The 16,600-nt window shown below is 71.4% G+C and carries 14 protein-coding genes; 7 read left to right on the plus strand and 7 right to left on the minus strand.

The annotated features are described in order from the left end of the window. Nucleotides 1–13: 13 nt before the first annotated feature. Entirely contained in the window at nt 14–2,149 is a 2,136-nt protein-coding gene (locus AC3CCI_RS12390; protein ID WP_354593085.1) for a hypothetical protein, read from the minus strand. Beyond that, nucleotides 2,146–2,727, minus strand: coding sequence for a hypothetical protein (locus tag AC3CCI_RS12395; RefSeq protein ID WP_354593084.1), 582 nt, complete (start codon nt 2,725–2,727; stop codon nt 2,146–2,148). Before AC3CCI_RS12395 ends, AC3CCI_RS12390 begins: the two co-directional genes overlap by 4 nt. Before the next feature lie 179 nt (nt 2,728–2,906). Here AC3CCI_RS12395 and AC3CCI_RS12400 point away from each other — a divergent pair, with 179 nt between their 5' ends. From AC3CCI_RS12400 to AC3CCI_RS12410, 3 genes are read left to right on the plus strand one after another with little or no spacing between them, the layout of a single operon-like run. After that, a complete protein-coding gene (locus AC3CCI_RS12400) occupies nt 2,907–3,155 on the plus strand; it encodes a hypothetical protein (RefSeq protein WP_354593083.1) in 249 nt (82 codons plus the stop codon). Next, on the plus strand, nt 3,152–4,681 hold the full coding sequence (locus AC3CCI_RS12405; protein WP_354593082.1) for a glycosyltransferase: 1,530 nt from the start codon (nt 3,152–3,154) through the stop codon (nt 4,679–4,681). Before AC3CCI_RS12400 ends, AC3CCI_RS12405 begins: the two co-directional genes overlap by 4 nt. After that, the gene (locus tag AC3CCI_RS12410; RefSeq protein ID WP_488627377.1) at nt 4,678–6,156 is read left to right on the plus strand and encodes a glycosyltransferase family 4 protein; all 1,479 of its coding nucleotides are present in this window, start codon (nt 4,678–4,680) and stop codon (nt 6,154–6,156) included. The genes AC3CCI_RS12405 and AC3CCI_RS12410 overlap by 4 nt, the downstream gene beginning before the upstream one ends. Here AC3CCI_RS12410 and AC3CCI_RS12415 read toward each other — a convergent pair. The 5 genes from AC3CCI_RS12415 to AC3CCI_RS12435 form a co-directional block, all read right to left on the minus strand. After that, the gene (locus tag AC3CCI_RS12415) at nt 6,153–7,325 is read right to left on the minus strand and encodes a glycosyltransferase family 2 protein (protein WP_488627378.1); all 1,173 of its coding nucleotides are present in this window, start codon (nt 7,323–7,325) and stop codon (nt 6,153–6,155) included. The two genes, AC3CCI_RS12410 and AC3CCI_RS12415, sit on opposite strands and share 4 nt — an antisense overlap. Continuing rightward, nucleotides 7,322–8,299 (minus strand): NAD-dependent epimerase/dehydratase family protein, encoded by a 978-nt coding sequence (locus AC3CCI_RS12420; protein ID WP_354593079.1) that lies wholly within the window; start codon nt 8,297–8,299, stop codon nt 7,322–7,324. The genes AC3CCI_RS12415 and AC3CCI_RS12420 overlap by 4 nt, the downstream gene beginning before the upstream one ends. A 16-nt stretch (nt 8,300–8,315) precedes the next feature. Beyond that, nucleotides 8,316–9,362 carry a glycosyltransferase gene (locus AC3CCI_RS12425; protein WP_488627379.1) on the minus strand — a complete coding sequence of 349 codons (1,047 nt, stop codon included), beginning with the start codon at nt 9,360–9,362 and terminating at the stop codon, nt 8,316–8,318. Between the two features lie 64 nt (nt 9,363–9,426). Then, nucleotides 9,427–11,685 carry a hypothetical protein gene (locus tag AC3CCI_RS12430; protein WP_488627380.1) on the minus strand — a complete coding sequence of 753 codons (2,259 nt, stop codon included), beginning with the start codon at nt 11,683–11,685 and terminating at the stop codon, nt 9,427–9,429. Beyond that, the gene (locus AC3CCI_RS12435) at nt 11,685–12,545 is read right to left on the minus strand and encodes a glycosyltransferase family 2 protein (protein ID WP_354593076.1); all 861 of its coding nucleotides are present in this window, start codon (nt 12,543–12,545) and stop codon (nt 11,685–11,687) included. The genes AC3CCI_RS12430 and AC3CCI_RS12435 overlap by 1 nt, the downstream gene beginning before the upstream one ends. A 172-nt stretch (nt 12,546–12,717) precedes the next feature. On the opposite strand from AC3CCI_RS12435, the gene AC3CCI_RS12440 reads away from it, so the two are divergent. From AC3CCI_RS12440 to AC3CCI_RS12455, 4 genes are read left to right on the plus strand one after another with little or no spacing between them, the layout of a single operon-like run. Continuing rightward, the gene (locus tag AC3CCI_RS12440; protein ID WP_354593075.1) at nt 12,718–13,671 is read left to right on the plus strand and encodes an ABC transporter permease; all 954 of its coding nucleotides are present in this window, start codon (nt 12,718–12,720) and stop codon (nt 13,669–13,671) included. Between the two features lie 3 nt (nt 13,672–13,674). Then, nucleotides 13,675–14,415: an ABC transporter ATP-binding protein gene (locus AC3CCI_RS12445; RefSeq protein WP_488627381.1), complete on the plus strand. Its 741-nt coding sequence runs from the start codon at nt 13,675–13,677 to the stop codon at nt 14,413–14,415. Then, nucleotides 14,412–15,782 carry a hypothetical protein gene (locus tag AC3CCI_RS12450; RefSeq protein ID WP_354593074.1) on the plus strand — a complete coding sequence of 457 codons (1,371 nt, stop codon included), beginning with the start codon at nt 14,412–14,414 and terminating at the stop codon, nt 15,780–15,782. The genes AC3CCI_RS12445 and AC3CCI_RS12450 overlap by 4 nt, the downstream gene beginning before the upstream one ends. Before the next feature lie 9 nt (nt 15,783–15,791). Further along, entirely contained in the window at nt 15,792–16,580 is a 789-nt protein-coding gene (locus tag AC3CCI_RS12455; protein ID WP_488627382.1) for a polyprenol monophosphomannose synthase, read from the plus strand. The last annotated feature ends 20 nt before the right edge of the window (nt 16,581–16,600 follow it).

Below are 16,600 nucleotides of genomic sequence, written 5' to 3' on the forward strand. Positions count from 1 at the left end.
CGGCGGACCCGGGTCAGTAGACCTGGGCCGAGTCGATCAGCAGGGTGGAGTCGGTCGAGTCCTGGTAGATCTCGAACTTGAACTGCGTGTGGTCGTCGTGGGTGATCGGCACCTCGAAGGTGACCTTCGTCCAGGCGTCCGTCGTCGTGAAGGAGGCGCTGCCCGCCTCGGTCGCGCCGCCCAGCGCCCACAGGGCGAGCCGGCCCTTGAACGGCGTGGGGCCGCCCGACCGGACCCACAGCTCGGCGGTGTACTTCTCGCCGGCCAGGGGCTTGGCGCTCACCGTCTGGTAGAGCGACGAGGCCACCGGGGTGTTCGTGGCGGCCAGGTACGAGCCGTCCTTCGGGGGGAGTTGCGCCTTCGAGTAGACGGCCAGGTTCATGCGCGAGTTGCCACGGGTCCAGCCGGCCGACGTGTTGCCCTCGAACGAGCCCGACGCGAGCAGGTTGTCGCTGAGGCCCCCGCCGTCGAGCCACAACGTCGCGTTGGTGGTCTCCATGTAGACCTCGGCCTTGAGCTGCCTGGACGCCGTCGACTTCATGTCGGTCGAGACGGTGATCTTCTGCCAGGTCGAGTTCACGGTGAAGGGGGTCTGCTCGACCACGTTCGCCTTGCCGCCGAGTCCCCAGAGGGCGAGGGTGCCCTTGAACGGGGTGGTGGCGCTGTCCGAGCGCAGCCAGATCGAGAAGGTGTAGCGCTGGTTCGTCGAGGTCGCCGAGACGGGCACCGTCTGGGCGAAGCTGCGTCCTCGTGCCGGCGTGTTCGAGGCGGCGAACCACGAGCCGTCGACCGCCTCGTTCGCGTCCTTGAAGATCTGCTGGTTGACGAAGCCGTTGCCCGGCACCCACCGGGCGAACGAGCCCTCGAACGACGCGTTGCTCAGTTCGTTCTGGGGTCTCGGGGCCGCGCCGAAGGTCAGCTCGGTGTTGTCGAGCCACAGGTCGCCCGTGTTCGACCCCATGTAGACGTCGAGGCGGATCGTCGAGTGCGAGGACTTGCGGACCGGCAGCTTGACCTGGATCTTCGTCCACGAGGTGCCGACGGTGAACTTGGAGATCGCGACCTCCTGGCTGCCGCCCAGGCCCCAGAGCACCATCTCGCCCGAGTACGAGGCGGCGGAGCCCGACCGGACCCACGCCGTGGCGGTCGCCTGTTCGCCGACGTTGGTCGTCCGCTGCACGTCCTGCGTGATGGCGCGACCGACGACCGACGTGTTCATCGCCAGGAAGTAGTCGCCGTTCTGGCTGAGCGCCGGCGACTTGACCGCCGCGCGGTTGATGGCGCCGTTGCTCCAGCCCCAGCCCGACACCGACCCGCCCTCGAACGAGGCCGACTGCAGCCAGTTCGACGGGTTGCCGAACCAGTCGGTGAAGTAGAGGTAGAAGTTGCGGTTGCCGTAGGCGCTGCACGAGTCGCCCGTGCCGTAGCCCGCGTTGAGTGCCGCCTGGTTCGGCGTGTACGGCGTGTAGAGGTACAGGTTGGCGGTCGCCTGGTTGGCGATGTAGACCGTCTTCGTCCCGCACGCGGCGTTGGGGTGGTAGTAGACGTTGTTGTTGCGGCCCGGCTGGTAGCTCCACGACGAGCTCGTCTTGGTGTACCGCTGGAACTGGTGGGCCGCGTTGTAGACCTGGTTGAAGAAGCCGTAGTAGGCGGTGTCGCACGGGGCGGTGTCGGGGCAGCCGTAGCCCATGGCGATCTTGTAGGCGGTCGCCGTGGGGCTGACCGCCTGGACGAGGCCCTGTTCTTTCTGCAGCATGACCAGCAGCACCTGGGGGTTGATGCCGCACACCTGCCCGACGCGGTAGATGATCGACGCCGCGCTCTCGTTGCTGCGACCGTCGATCGCCGAGCAGTAGGCCGTGGCCGCCCGGCCGGACGTCGTCTGCTTGTAGTCCTTGAGGCAGGGCTGACCGGCGGCGGCCTTGCAGGTCACGACCTTCGAGTTCAAGAACGACTGGATGCTCTCGGGCGTCATGGCCGCCGAGTTGTAGAAGGTGTCGTTCGAGATGATGTTGCCCGCGTCGAACTTCCGGGCGTCGGCGGCAGCCGAGGCCGGCGCGGCCGGACCGGCGACGGTCGCGGCGGTCATCAGCCCCGCGGCGACGGCGACCGAGGCGACGAGGGCGATCAGGCGTGAGGGACGTCTCATGGGATGGTGACCTCGTAATCGGTGACGGAGCCGGCCGACGTCGACGAGGCGTACGCGACGCTCACCGACCAGGTGCCGGACGTGAAGGTGTCGCTCTGCAGGGGCATGGACCCGCAGTCGGTGCTGGAGGCCGACGCCAGGGCGGTGAACGTCCCCGAGACCTCGGTGCCGCCGTTCGTCGCGGTCACCGTGCAGGTGCCGTCGTCTTCGAGGGTGCCGGGGACGGTCGCCCCGATCGTCAGGGTGCGGGTGTCGGCCGACCACTGGTCGAACGTGATCAGCGGGGTCACGGCCGCGGCCTCGGGGGCCGGTTCCGGTGCCGCCGTGGTGGTCTGGCCCGGACCGACCGGCGTCGCCGTGGGCCGCGGGGTCGACCCGGCCGTCGGCGAGGCCGAGGGCGTCTCCGGAGCCGACGCCGAGGGGGTGGGGGAGGTCGAGGCACGCGTCGACGACGTCGTCGCGGACGGCTCGCCCCCGGGGCCCGGTCCACCGGTCGAGGCGACCACGGCCGTGACGACGCCCGCGACGACGAGGACGCCGGCGACCACGCTCAGCGTGACGACGGTGGCTTTCTTCATGGCTCACTCTTCCGGGTCGGACCCTGCTCCGACCCTGATGGGTTAGACGATATGCTAGCCGGGCGCTCCGGCCGATCGGGTCGGTCGGCCTGTCGTCGATGCTCCCCTTCGGGGGGTCCCGCCCACGTCCTCGCGGGGTCGGACGGGCCGCACGGAGCGTCCGAGACGGAGAACCAGCGATGAACCAAGACCAGACGAGCGCCGAGAGAGACCTCGAAGAACTGCGCGAGGCCGTGCTCGACGACTGGCTGACGGTCACGTCGAACGTGACCGACGCCCTGCGGGACATCCAGCAGACCGTGTCGTGGCGCGTCACGAGGCCGCTGCGCGCCGCCAAGACCTTCTCGCGCAAGGCCGAAGAGGTGGGCGTGGTCCCGGCCGGCCGACTGGCCGCCGTCGAGGTCGCCCGTCGCCTGGGGCGCCGATGACGCGGACGGCCCCGGTCACGACCGAGAACGTCTCCGACGAGATCGGCGCCCTCCGCGCCGCGCTGGGCGCCCGACTCGAGGTGGTCGCGCCCGCCCTCGGCGTGGACGTCTCGGGTCTCACCCCGTCCGAGCAGCTCGACCGCCTCGCGCGCTCGGTGCACGCGAGCGCCGACCCGGCCTCGGCGTGGCTGCTCTTCGTCGGCGTGACGGCGACGTTCCCGTCGACCGCCGACCTCGCGTCCCTTCGTCGGGCGCTGCTGCTCGCCACGCCCGCGACGGCGATGCTCGCCGTCCTCGAGCGCACGATGGACGTCCAGTCGCGCACGCACTCGGGCCTCCGGACCATCGAGCTGGTCACCGACACGGTGCTCGTCGACGTCGACTTCTGTGCCAAGTACGAGCACAACACGGGCATCCAACGCGTCGTCCGGCACATGGTGCCCGAGTGGAGCGGTGATCGCGACGACCGTCATCGGCTGGTCGCCTGGAACCAGGACAGCACGGGCTACCGCGAGCTGACGGCCGAGCAGGTCGACCGCGTCCTCCACTGGAACGACCGGCGGCTGCCGAAGACGGACGACCCCGTCCTCACCGACGCCGACCTGCGACGCGAGCACGTCCTCGTGCCCTGGCGCGCGACCCTGCTCGTCGCCGAGGTGCCGGCCTTCCACGTGTGCGACTCGTTGACCTCGATCGCCCGCTGGTCGGGGACGGCCGTCGACCTGATCGGCTACGACGCCATCCCGCTCGTCAGCGCCGACTCCGTGCCGAACGCCGAGTCCGAGCGCTTCGCGCACTACCTCACGATCGTCAAGCACGCCCGACGCGTCTACGGCATCAGCGTCTCGGCCGCGGACGAGTTCCGCGGTTTCGTGGCGACCCTGCCCAGTCAGGGGCTCTCGGGTCCCGAGGTCGTCGACGTCACCCTGGCCACCGAGGTCTCGCCCGTCGCCCGGGCCGCCGCCTCCGCGGTGACGGTCGACGCCGACGCCGAGCCGGTCGTGCTCTGCGTCGGCAGCCACGAGCCCCGCAAGAACCAGGACGCCACCCTCTTCGCGGCCGAGCTGCTGCACCGCGAGGGGCACCGGTTCCGCATCGTCTTCGTCGGCGGCGGCAGCCGTCTGGCCACCATGCACTTCGACAAGCGCGTCGCCAAGCTCTCGGCCTCGGGCATGAGGGTCGAGTCGCACCGGCGCCTCGGCGACTCCGAGCTGTGGGGCCTCTTCGGCGTCGCCCGCTTCACCGTCTTCGTCTCGCTGCACGAGGGCTTCGGCCTGCCGGTGGCCGAGTCGCTGGCCCTGGGCGTTCCGGTCGTGACGAGCGACTTCGGCAGCCTGGACGAGATCGCCCGGGTCGGCGGCTGCCTGCAGGTCGATCCCCGCGACGACACGGCGATCGTCGATGCCATGCGCACCCTGCTGACCGACGACGCCGAGCACGCCCGGCTCGTGGCCGAGATCGCCGAGCAGCGACCGAAGACCTGGCGCAGCTACGCCGACGAGATCTGGACGGCGGTCACCGCATGAACCTCACCTCACCGACGCCCCGGCTGCTGGCGCGACCGGGCCACGACCTGGCCCTCCGGGCGGCCGGACGCCGCGCCTCCTCGGCCCCCGTCGACTGGGACCGCCTCTCGGGCGGCGAGCTCGTCGACGCGCTCTCGCGCGACCTCGGCGAGGCCAGCGACCGCCTGTCGTACCTGTTGCTCGCGCTGCTCGAACGGCGCATCCCCTCGACAGCCCGAGTGGTCGAGTTCACGCGGCGTTGGCGGGTCGAAGGCCTGTCCGCACCGCTGACCGTCGAGTACCGCCGTCTGCGCGCGCCGCGCCGACCGACGCCGTTCGTCATCGTCGACGGCGTCGTCATGGACGTCACCGACACGAGCCGCAGTCGCTTCACCACCGGCATCCAGCGGGTCGCCCGCGAGACGGTGACCCGATGGACGCGCGAGCACCGAGTCGTCCTCGCGGCCTGGGACGTCACCGGTCGTCACCTCGCCGGGCTCACCCCCGACGAGACCGGGCGCGTGCTGCTCGACGGTGCCGGCGCCGTCACGTCGGTGCCTGCGGGCTCGGTGGTCATCCCGTTCGACGCGACGTTCGTGCTGCCCGAGATCACCGTCAACGCCGACCGCACCGCGAGCCTGAGGTCGGTCGTCGCTTACGGGGCGGCCCGGTCGGTGGCCATCGGCTACGACTGCATCCCCGTCACGACGGCCGAGACGAGCGGACCGGGCATGCCCGGCGCGTTCTCCGAGTACCTCGCGACCCTGGCGACGTTCGACGCCGTCGCGCCGATCTCGAGTGCCGCCCACACCGAGTACTCGGGCTGGGCGTCCATGTTGCCCGGTGCCGGGCTGACGCCGCCCGCGATCACGACGGTCGCGCTGCCGGCCCAGGTCGGCCGGGTCGACGACGACACCGTCGAGGGCGTCCGAAGCGAGCTCGGGTTGGTCGACAGCACGGTCGTGCTGTCGGTCGGCAGCCACGAACCGCGCAAGAACCACCTCGCACTGCTGACGGCGGCCGAGCTCAACTGGCGACGCGGGCACGACTTCACCCTGGTGCTCGTCGGCGGCAACGCCTGGGGTGACGGCGAGTTCCAGGCGATGGTCCGTCGGCTGCGGCGCAAGGGCCGGTCGGTCCAGATGCTGTCCGGCGTCGACGACAGCGTCGTCTGGAGCCTGTACCGCATGGCCCGGTTCAGCGTCTTCTGCAGCGTCAACGAGGGGTTCGGCCTGCCGGTCGTCGAGTCGCTCGTCAGCGGGGTCCCCGTCATCACGAGCGACTTCGGCAGCATGCGCGAACTCGGCGAGGGCCACGGGGCCGTCGTCGTCGATCCGCACTCGCCGCTCGACATGGCCGCGGCCATGGAGCAGCTGTTGACGGACGACGGACTCCGTGCCGAGCTGGTCGAGGCCTCGGCCACGCTGCCCCGACCGACCTGGGACGACTACGCGACCGAGATGTGGACCCTGGTCGAGGGGGCCGACGCCCGTTAGTCGCGTCGGTGCGGCAGGCGGGCCCTGACCCGGTCGATTGTCGTCATGGACTCGAGGTGCTGCACGTGCACGAAGAGTGCGTGGTTGCTCTGCGACAGCTCGTGGTGCTTCGCCTGCAGTTCGGCGAACTGCTCGTGGAGGTCGGCCGCCTCGACTCGTTGCGCCTCGACGACCGCGGTGAGCTCGCGGGCCCGCCCGAGTTGCTCGGTGAGCCACCGCAGGTAGTCGTCGGCCACGGCGGTGTGCGGGATGCCGGGCGTCGGGCTCGTCGTCGACGCGGCGACACCCTCGCCCACCGCCCCGACAAGTTCGTCCGGCGGCACGACCTCGCAGAGCTCGTCCAGGGGAGCCTCCGGCGCCGGGGCCGAGGCCAGGGTGTCGGCCCACCTCGCCCTGAACGTCGTGCCGTTCCGCTGCCCGAGGAACTCGCGGTAGAAGGGCATGGCGTCGGTCGAGGCGCCCGACGAGTGACGCACGACCGCGTCCGGTGCGACGACCACCGGTCGCCCGGCGAGTCGAAGGCGGAACTGCAGGTCGACGTCCTCGAAGTAGGCGGGTGCGAACCGTTCGTCGAAGCCGCCGATCGCGTCGAAGGCGGCACGGTCGACCCAGAGCGCGGCGGCGGAACAGTAGTCCACCTCGCGTGAGACGAGCAGGCCGGCCGACCGGGCGTCCTCGAGGCCGAGGCCGCGTCCGAGCTGGACGGTGCCCGCCGTCGAGAGCACGCGGCTGCCGGCCTCCTGGACCGTCCCGTCCGTGTCGAGGAGCAGGCTCCCGACGGCGGCCGGGCGATCGTCGGCCACGGCCCGGGCGCTCAGCCGGGCGAGCCAGTCGGGCTCGGCGACCGCGTCGTCGTTGACGAAGACGAGGGCGGCGCCCCCGGCCACCGAGGCGCCCGCGGCGCATCCGCCGCCGAACCCGGCGTTCTCGGCGAGTTCGACGACCACGGCGCCGTCGACCAGGTCGAGCGCGGCCCGGGCCGCCGGGACGACTCCGTTGGCGACGACCACGACCTCGAAGGGCGGTGCGCCGCGTTGGGCGGACAGGGCCTCGAGACAGTCGAGCAGTTCGTCGCCGAGGCGCCAGGCGAGGACGACGACCGAGACCTCGGGGGCCGGGGACGACGGGATGGTGACCCGTCGGGTGGGACGGGTGTCGGTCGACGTCATCGTCGGACCCCTCCTTCGTTGAGCGACATCAGGGTGCGGTGGATGCCGGCCGCGATCGGGGTCAGCGACCGCCGGTCGAGCTCGGGCCACACCAGCGAGCGGAACCTCAGGTCGAGGGCCTGCCGCGAGGCCGAGGCGTGGCTGCCCCACACGATGCGCGGTCGCCGCTTCACGACGTTCTGCAGTTCGGCGATCAGGGCCCCGATGGTCACGCCCAGCCCGGACGCGATGATCTTCGTGACGACCGTCCCGGCGTCGAGCAGGGAGGCGCGCTCGAGTGCGTCGACGGTCATCGCGGCCGCGTCGTCGACGAACACGTAGTCGCGGATCGTGTCCATCGGCACGTAGATCGACGACGGTCGCCCCTGCAGGTGCGCCAGGCAGAGTTGCGAGACGAGCCCCTGCGCCTTGGTGAGGTCCTGCCCCGGGCCGTACAGGTTCGCGAAGCGGCCGACCACGACGGGCACGCCCGAGTCGGCAGCCCAGCGGGTGAAGAGCTCTTCGACGCCGAGCTTGTTCCAGCCGTAGGGGGCGAGGGGCAGGGGCTCGGTGTGCTCGTCGAAGGGCGACCCCGACGATCCGGCGTAGACCCCGCCCGCGGACGAGGCGACGAAGGCGCTGCCGTGGGGCGCGCCTCCGTCCGTGGCGGTGTCGCGAGCCGCGAGCAGGCGGCCGAAGGCGGCGAGCGAGGCCTCGACGACCCGGCGCTCGCGCTCGAGGGCGTCCGGGCCGCTGGCGACCACGCCGGCGCCCGCGCACCAGACGAGCGACCAGGGGTCACCCGACGCGACGACGGCAGCGAACTGCTCGGTCAGGGCGGCGATCGACCCGGCCTCGTCCTGCCACGGCACCGACGCCCGGGTGACGGCCGCGTCGGGTCGGCGGTCGAGCTGGGCGGCGACCGCTCCTCCGAGCAGGCCGCCGGCCCCGACGACGAAGAACCGCCGGGAGGCGCGGGCCGACTCGACGCTCACGGTGCGGTCTCTGCCGTCATCGGGGGTCGGGGTCGCGTCGGCCGTCCCGTCGCGACGCCGCGACGCCTCGGCCCAACGGCCCACGACCGGGATCGCTCACGATCAGGTACGACGGGCGCCCCATCGCCATGTTGACGGCGACGCCGATGTACTCGGCGACGATGCCCAGCGAGAAGAGGATGGCCCCCGACGACAGGAGCACCACGACGATGGTGGACGACCAGCCGGCCTCGAGTTGCTGACCGGCCAGGGTCGAGATGACGACGTAGAGCGCGAAGAGGACGCCCAGGACGCCGAGGACGACCCCGAGGACGCTGACGATGCGCAGGCCCCGGGTGCCGGAGGTGAGGACCATCCGCCAGAAGTGCGACAGCAGCTTGCGCAGCGAGTAGCCGCTGGTGCGGTCGCCCTCGTCGCGCAGCAGGACCGGGCTCGTGGTGACGCGGCGAGTGACCCAGCTGATCGCGACGTCGAGGTAGACCCCCGACCCGGCGTAGGCGGACACGCTGCGGCCCACGTCGCCGAGGATCAGCCGGTACGACTGGAACAACGACGCGTCGCCGTCGCCGAAGACGGCGCGCAGCACGGTCTTGGCGCCCTTCGACGCGGCGTTGCGCAGGGGGCCGTGGGGAGCGGCGTTCGTGGGCCGTGCGTAGACGAGCGCGGCCTGCTCGCGCATGGCCGTGTCGAGCATCGAGTCGAGGTAGGCGGGGTCGTGCTGGCCGTCCTCGTCGACGGTCGCGATCCAGTCGCCCCCGGTGGACGCCATGCCCGCGAGGGTGGCGGCGTGCTGGCCGAAGTTGCGGCTCAGCCACACGCCCCGGACGAGGTCGTGGGCGACTTCGAGCTCGCGGATGACACGGTCGGAGCCGTCGGGCCCGTTGTCGTGCACCAGGAGGATCTCCGTGACCTCACGGCGGTGCCCGTCGGGCGTCCGGCGCACCGACGCCAGGGCGACGATCTCGTCGATCAGGCCCGGCAGCGTCTTCTCGCCCTGGTAGACCGGGACGACCACCGAGAGGCGGTGGACCGGCGTCTCGTCGTCGTCGGGCTGGCTCGGCACGGGTCGTGACTTTATCACAGGGCCTCTCGGGGGATCAGGGGTGACGGCGACGGTGCGTCACGGCTCACGGGGTGAGGTCGAGGGCCTCGACCGAGGGCTGCAGGACGGCGATGGAGGTGAAGCCGACGGCCGCGGACTGGCCGAGGGTCGTCCTGCCACCGTCGGTCGACCCCTCGAGGGTGACCGTGGTGACCCCGGGGGCCAGGTCGAGGTCGAGCGTGACGGTCGCCGAGCTCTCGTCGACCGGGACGACGCGGGTCGTGCCGGAGGCCGTGACGACCACGCTGGTCACGCTCGGCAGCGTGGTGAGGTCGATCTCGAGCGTCGCCGGCACGGCGGAGTCGCGGTCGTTCTGCACGACGACGCTGTTGACGGTGTCGTCGCCGCCGCTGGCGACGTCGGTGCTGCCCGGGCGAGCCACCGGGGGGTCGGTGATCTCTTCCGTGAGCTGCTGACGTTCGTCGGCGGGCAGGGAGGCGGCCGCGGCGGCGAGGTCGGCCGGGATCGAGTACAGCGCCCAGCGTCCCCCCGGGGACTCGAGGGTCGGGGCGCCCAACGTCGGTTCGAGCGACTGCTCGACCTCGTCGCCCGAGTCGGCGTACCCCTGACGGTCGACCAGGACGGCCGAGAAGCCGACGACGGCGAGCTGGTCGGCGATGGACGTGCCCGGGTACTCCTGCAGCGACTGGACCCACTCGCTCGTCGCGCGGCCCTTGATGCCACCCGCGGACCAGTGGACGCCCTCGGTGTGGAGGTACGGCTTGAGGAACTCGGTGTAGCTGAGGCCGTTCGGGGTGCTGGCCTCGGGGAAGTCGACGTAGGGCAGCTGCAGCACGTCCGCGCCCTGTCCGACGTCCTCCTGGACGGCCGAGAAGAAGGCCTGGTCGGACGAGAAGGACGCGTCGTTGGCGGCGTAGGTGGGGATCGCCCCCGAGTTCGTCTGGTCGTAGACGCCCCCGCCGAGGAGCACGAGCGCCACGAGTCCGCTGACGAGCACGGGCGCACGCCGCCAGCGGGGTCGCCAGCGGGCCAGTCGCGACAGGACCACGTCGACGACGAGCCCGACCGCCGCCAACGCCAGCAGCCCGATGACGATCGAGAGGCGGTTCCAGCCGCGGAGGTCGCTCGTGACGAACGACAGCAGGCTCGAGACGCCGCCGAGCGTGCCGAAGAGGAAGGCGGCGATGCTGAGGGCGGCGAGGACGCGGAGCGTGCGGAAGCGGTCGGACTCGGCCGGCGTGGTCGCGACCGCCGTCCGACGACGGCCGAAGAGGGTCACGAGCGCCAGCACGAGCAGGGCGACGAAGCCCGCGGCGGCGACGGCCCCGAGGACGGGGGTCTCGGACGGGAAGGGGTAGTACGAGTCGTAGAAGTTGCGCAGGGCGCCGAGGGCCGCGACGCGGTGGTTCGGGATGGGCAGCAGCAGCTGGGTCAGCTTGAAGGCGTAGAACTCGGTCTCGACCGGCGAGCGGGTGAGGCCGCCGTTCGACTCGCCGTTCTGCCAGGCGTAGATCGTGTCGGGCAGCATGTTGGCCACGGCGCTGGCCGCGAGGACGGCGCCGGCGGCGACGGCACCCATGAACCGTCGCCACGAGCGGTGCCGCCAGAAGGCGGCCACGCCGGCCACGGCCAGCAGCACGATCGAGAAGAACGCGTAGTACGTCGAACTCGCGGCGGCGAGGGCGAGGCCGACGAGGACCCCGGCGCCCCGGCCGGTCAGGACGGCGAGCACGGGGTTCGAGACCCCGGCTCGACGGGACCAGAGCGGCTGGCCCGTCCCGACCAGCCAGACCACCCACAGGGCGACCGGCAGGAGGAAGTACGACGCCAACCAGAGGTGGTTCTCGTTGCGGACGAAGTGGTAGGGCGCGAGGGCGAACAACACCGCGAGGGCCATGGCCAGGAGGCGCGACACTCCCACCCTGGACAGGAAGAACAGGCCGCCGATCGCGCAGAGGACGAAGCCGAGCACGTAGTAGACGTTCATCGCGACGGCCCAGTCGCCGAACAGCACGCCGAGGACGCGACCCGCGGCGAAGTTGAGGTTGTCGGCCGTCGGGAAGTCGTGGTACGTCTGGCCGATCGGCGCGCCGAGCAGGGGCTGGGACTCGTACCAGCCCGTCTCGAGCAGGGTCTTGAAGTGGGCCGACACGGCCAGGGCGTCGCCCGCGTAGTAGAAGGGGACGCTCCAGTCCGCCCGCCAGAGCTTCAGCACCCAGGTCGTCGCCGCGAGGGTGACGAGCGCCGTGACGAGGTACGCGACGCCGGGGGAGCGGACGACGCGCTGCAGGCGCCCGGTGTCGTCGGGTCGGGTGGTCGCCATCAGCTCTTCCCCCCGGGTCCGGTCGTCGCGGCGGTCATCCGCCGTCTCAGCACGATGTACGCGAGGCGACGCGTCTGAGCGACCAGGCGGACGCGCAGGTCGCCGACGCGGCGGTCGGCCTCGCTGACGACCTCGGGGTGCGTGCGTCGCAACTCGGCGTGGTACCCGCGGGCCTGGCGCGACTGCTCGGCGGCCAGCGCCACGCTCCACTGCGTGGAGCTGAGTCGGAACCCACCGGCCAGCTCGGGGACGGCGGCGAGGTCGCCCTGGAGGAGGGCCCGGCAGTAACTGGCCTGGTCGATCAGGTACGGGAAGGAGGAGTCCCATCCGCCCGCGGCGAGGAAGGGCTCTCGCCGGAACGTCACGCAGAAGGGCTCGCCGAAGACGTTCGTGCCCGCCCGGACCGTCGCGCGGACGGCCTCGGCGCCGGGGACGAGGCGGGACCGCCAGCGCGGACCGCGGCGACCGATGATCGTCTTCGTCGAGGCGTCGACCAACGAGCGGGGCGACGAGGCGATCGCCGCCGAGGGGTGGGCGTCGAGGGCGGCGACGTGCTGCGCGAGCGTGTCGGGGAAGAGCACGTCGTCGCCGGGCACGAGACGCAGGTACTCGCCCGTGGCGGCCTCGGTCACGCGGTTCCAGTTCGCCGCCGCGCCTCCGCCGGCGGGGGTGCGGAGCAGCGTGACGCGCTCGTCGTGTGCGTGGCGCTGCAGCACCTGCCAGGTGTCGTCCGTCGATGCGTGGTCGGCGATGATCAACTCGAAGTCGTCGTACGACTGGTCGAGGATCGATCGCACGGTCTCGTCGACGAAGTCGGCGTTGTTGAAGGCGGGCACGACGACGGATAGACGGGGTGACATTCACGCAACTCTCTGGCTTGACCAGAGGCAGAGTCTACCGATGCCCCGGGACGCGACGGGTAAGCTGCCCCGGGCTGTCGGTGACGGCCTGTGATAATGATTCGTCGCCGTGACCTCGGCACCGCCGGTCGGCGGGTCGTGGCCGTCGTGGCGTCGAGAGTCTTGGAGAGTCGTGAGTACTGAATCGCAGGCGCGCATCGAACGCATCGCGACGCTGCCGTTCGAGAAGGCCGGGGCCCCCGCCGGCGGCCTCGTGAGCGGCATCTCACCGGCGGTCCGCGACATCTGGTCGCACCGGAGCCTCCTCGACCTCCTCATCCGTCGCGAGCTGAAGGCTCGCTACAAGGACAGCGCGCTCGGTTTCGTGTGGAGCTTCATCCGACCGTTGACGATGCTGGCCATCTACTACTTCGCCGTCGGGCAGGTCCTCGGCGCGGCCCGCTCGGTGCCGCAGTTCGCCATCTACGTGTTCGCCGGCCTCACCCTCTGGGGCCTCTACAACGAGATCATCGCCAGCGGCACGACGTCGATCCTCGCCAACGCCGGGCTCATCAAGAAGGTCTACGTGCCCCGCGAGCTCTTCCCGCTGGCGTCCCTGGGGTCGGCGTTGTTCAACTTCGGCGTGCAGTTCCTGGTGCTGGTGGCGGCCGTCGTGCTGCTCGGGCAGTTCCCCGTCTCGTGGAACCTGCTCTACGTGCCCGTGGCCCTCGTGCTGACCGTCGTCTACGGCCTCGCCCTGGCGTTGCTGCTCTCGGCCCTGAACGTCTACCTCAGGGACATCCAGTACCTGGTCGAGGTGGCCCTGCTGATCCTCTTCTGGGCGTCCCCGATCGTGTACTCGTTCGGCATGGTGGTCGACCGCGCCGCGGCGCGCGGCCAGGAGTGGATCGTCACCCTGTACCAGCTCAACCCGATGACCGACATCATCCTGGCCTTCCAGAAGGGCATCTGGCGGGCGGGCACCGAGACGACGACCCTCGCCGACGGCACGGTGGTCGGTCCGCAGCCCTACCCCGTCGACCTCGACTTCCGCCTGCTGGTCATCGGCGTCGTGGGGCTCGCCCTGCTCGTCGTCGCCCAGCGCATCTTCGCCCGCCTGCAGGGCAACTTCGCACAGGAGATCTGACCCGTGAGCCCCACCCCCGTCCCCGTCGTCACGATGGCAGGCGTGTCCAAGCGCTTCGTCATCCGCAAAGAGAAGTCGCTCAAGGAACGCATCGTCAACCTGGCCCGCTCGAACAAGCACAAGGACGACTTCTGGGCCCTCCGGGGCATCTCGCTCGACATCGAGGCGGGCACGACCGTCGGCCTGATCGGTGCGAACGGGTCGGGCAAGAGCACGCTGCTCAAGGTCATCGGCGGCATCCTGCAGCCGTCCACCGGCGAGGTGAGGCGACGGGGTCAGCTCGCCGCCCTCCTCGAGCTCGGGGCCGGCTTCCACCCCGACCTGACGGGTCGCGAGAACGTGTTCTTGAACGGGGCGATCCTGGGTCTGTCGCAGCAGCAGATCGCGGGCTTCTTCGACTCGATCGTCGAGTTCAGCGAGATCGGCGACTTCATCGACACGCAGGTCAAGTTCTACTCGTCGGGCATGTACGTGCGACTCGCCTTCGCCATCGCCATCCACGTCGATCCCGACGTGCTGCTGGTCGACGAGGTCCTCGCCGTGGGAGACGAGCCCTTCCAGCGCAAGTGCCTCGACAAGATCGAGGAGTTCCAACGCCAGGGGCGCACGATCGTCATCGTCACCCACGACCTCGGCACCGTCGAGTCACTGTGCGACCGTGCCATCGTCCTCGCCCACGGCCAGGTCATCTTCGACGGGGGCGCCGTCGACGGCGTCGCCGCCCTGCGCGCCGAGTTCGGGTGACCGCGAGCGCGAGCCCCGGTGAGGGCACCCCCGCCCCGCGGAACCCGGTCGTCGGCCTCGCGGCCGGTACCATCGTCCTCGGGGCGAGCAACTACGTCTACCTGGCCCTCGTCGGGAACGTGGTGGGCGGCGTCGAGAGCGCACCGGTCTCGGTGCTCTGGACGATGATGGCGGGGCTCGCCGTCGGTCTGTTCCAACCCGTCGAGCAGCTGCTGTCGCGGGCGCTCGCCCGGCGCCGGGCGAACGGGCTCGACGTGCGGCCGACCATGCGTCGGGTCGCCCTCCTCGCCGGCGGCCTGCTGGTCGCCTCCTCGATCGTCCTCGCGTCGGCCTCCGAGCCGGCGTCACGACTGCTCTTCTCCGGGCGTCCAGAGTTCACGGTCCTGCTGGCCGTGGGCCTGGTCTCGTCGACCGTGCTCTTCTTCGTCCGTGGCTGGCTCGCCGGTCAGGGGCGCTTCGGGTCGTACGCCCTCGAGATGGCGTCCGAGGGTCTGATCAAGGTGGGCGCGGTCGCCGTCCTGGCCGGTGCCGGAGTACGAGACCCGATCGTGCTGGCGATCTCGCTGGTGTTGGCGCCGCTGGCCGCCTCCGCGGTCGCCGTCCTCGTGTCGAGGGCCGCGCGCCGCTCCGGCGCCCCCGCCCCGGCGGCGTCGCCCGACGGCGACGGACTCGACCGGCGCACCACCGACCCCGGGGCGGGCGTCGGTCTGCGGTCGTTCGCCGCCCTGACGACGGGGTCGCTCCTCCTGCAGGTCTTCGTCAACGCCGGCGTGCTGCTCACGCAGCTGTCGGTGGACGGCCGGGCGACGGCCTTCACCGCGAGTCTGGTCGCCGGACTGGCCATCGCGCGCATCCCGCTCTTCCTCTTCAACGCGGTGCAGTCGTTCCTCCTGACGCGCTTCACCGTGGACGCCCAGGCCGGCCGCCTGCGACCCCTGGCCCGGTCCGTCGCCGTCTGGAACGCCGTCGTGCTGGTGCTCGGCGTCGTGTGGGTCGTCCTCGTCGACGTCGGGGGCACGACGGCGCTGACGCTCTTCGGACCGGACTACGAACTGGCCACGCGTCAGCTGGTGCTGCTCGCGGCGTCCTGCGTGTTCCAGATCGCGACGATGGTCACCGTCCAGGGCCTCCTGGCCCTGCACCGCGACCGCACGTCGGTCCTCGCCTGGCCCGTCGGGCTGATCGTCCTGCTCGTGGTCTTCGCGCTGCCCTGGGCCGACCTCGGCGTCGCGGTCGGGGGAGCCATGCTGGCCGGCACGGCGGCCACCTTCGTGACCGCCGCCGTCGGGTTGGCCTGGTCGATCCGGCGCGAGGGCGCCGGACGGGCGTCCGCGCCCGTCACGGCCGGGGCTGACCCGGTGCACTAAACTCCAGCGGTGCGCTCTGCAGATCACCGACCCCGTCCCCTCGTCGTCCTCCCCACCTACGACGAGGTCGAGAACCTGCCGATCATCCTGGGCCGGCTCTTCGCGGCGGTGCCCGAGGCCCACGTCCTCGTGGTCGACGACGGCAGTCCCGACGGCACCGGCGAACTCGCCGAGACCATGGCCGCCGACGACGAGCGCATCCACGTGGCACACCGCACGGGCAAGCTCGGCCTGGGCTCCGCCTACGTGATGGGCTTCGGCTGGGCGCTCGAACGCGGCTACGACGTCGTCGTCGAGATGGACGCCGACGGCTCGCACCCGCCCGAGAAGCTTCCCGAGATGATCGCGCTCGTCGGCGCCGACGGCCCGGGCGCCCCCAGCCTCGCGATCGGTTCGCGCTGGGTGCCGGGCGGCTCCGTCGTGAACTGGCCGGTCTCGCGGCAGGTCCTCAGCCGGGGCGGCAACCTCTACGCCCGCCTCGCGCTCGGGCTGTCGCTGAAGGACGTCACGGCCGGGTTCCGCGCCTACACGCGCGAGGCCCTCGAGGCGATGGACCTCACGGGCATCGACTCGAAGGGCTACTGCTTCCAGGTCGACATGACCCTGCGCGTCCTCGACGGCGGCGGTCGCGTCGTCGAGGTGCCCATCGAGTTCCGGGAGCGCGAGCTCGGCGAGTCCAAGATGAGCCAGGCGATCGTCGTCGAGGCGATGCTCCGCGTCACGAGGTGGGGCGTCCAGCGTCGGGTGCAGGCCCTGCTCGGTCGGCGACCGGGGCCCCGCTGGGTCGTCGAGGACTGACGTCGGCCGCACGGCACCCG

The sequence above is a fragment of the Frigoribacterium sp. CF331 genome, assembly GCF_057787905.1.

Coding starts and splice junctions, on each gene's coding strand:
- AC3CCI_RS12390 (WP_354593085.1), bottom strand. CDS start 2,149: ATGAGACGTCCCTCACGCCTGATCGCCCTCGTCGCCTCGGTCGCCGTC.
- AC3CCI_RS12395 (WP_354593084.1), bottom strand. CDS start 2,727: ATGAAGAAAGCCACCGTCGTCACGCTGAGCGTGGTCGCCGGCGTCCTC.
- AC3CCI_RS12400 (WP_354593083.1), top strand. CDS start 2,907: ATGAACCAAGACCAGACGAGCGCCGAGAGAGACCTCGAAGAACTGCGC.
- AC3CCI_RS12405 (WP_354593082.1), top strand. CDS start 3,152: ATGACGCGGACGGCCCCGGTCACGACCGAGAACGTCTCCGACGAGATC.
- AC3CCI_RS12410 (WP_488627377.1), top strand. CDS start 4,678: ATGAACCTCACCTCACCGACGCCCCGGCTGCTGGCGCGACCGGGCCAC.
- AC3CCI_RS12415 (WP_488627378.1), bottom strand. CDS start 7,325: ATGACGTCGACCGACACCCGTCCCACCCGACGGGTCACCATCCCGTCG.
- AC3CCI_RS12430 (WP_488627380.1), bottom strand. CDS start 11,685: ATGGCGACCACCCGACCCGACGACACCGGGCGCCTGCAGCGCGTCGTC.
- AC3CCI_RS12435 (WP_354593076.1), bottom strand. CDS start 12,545: ATGTCACCCCGTCTATCCGTCGTCGTGCCCGCCTTCAACAACGCCGAC.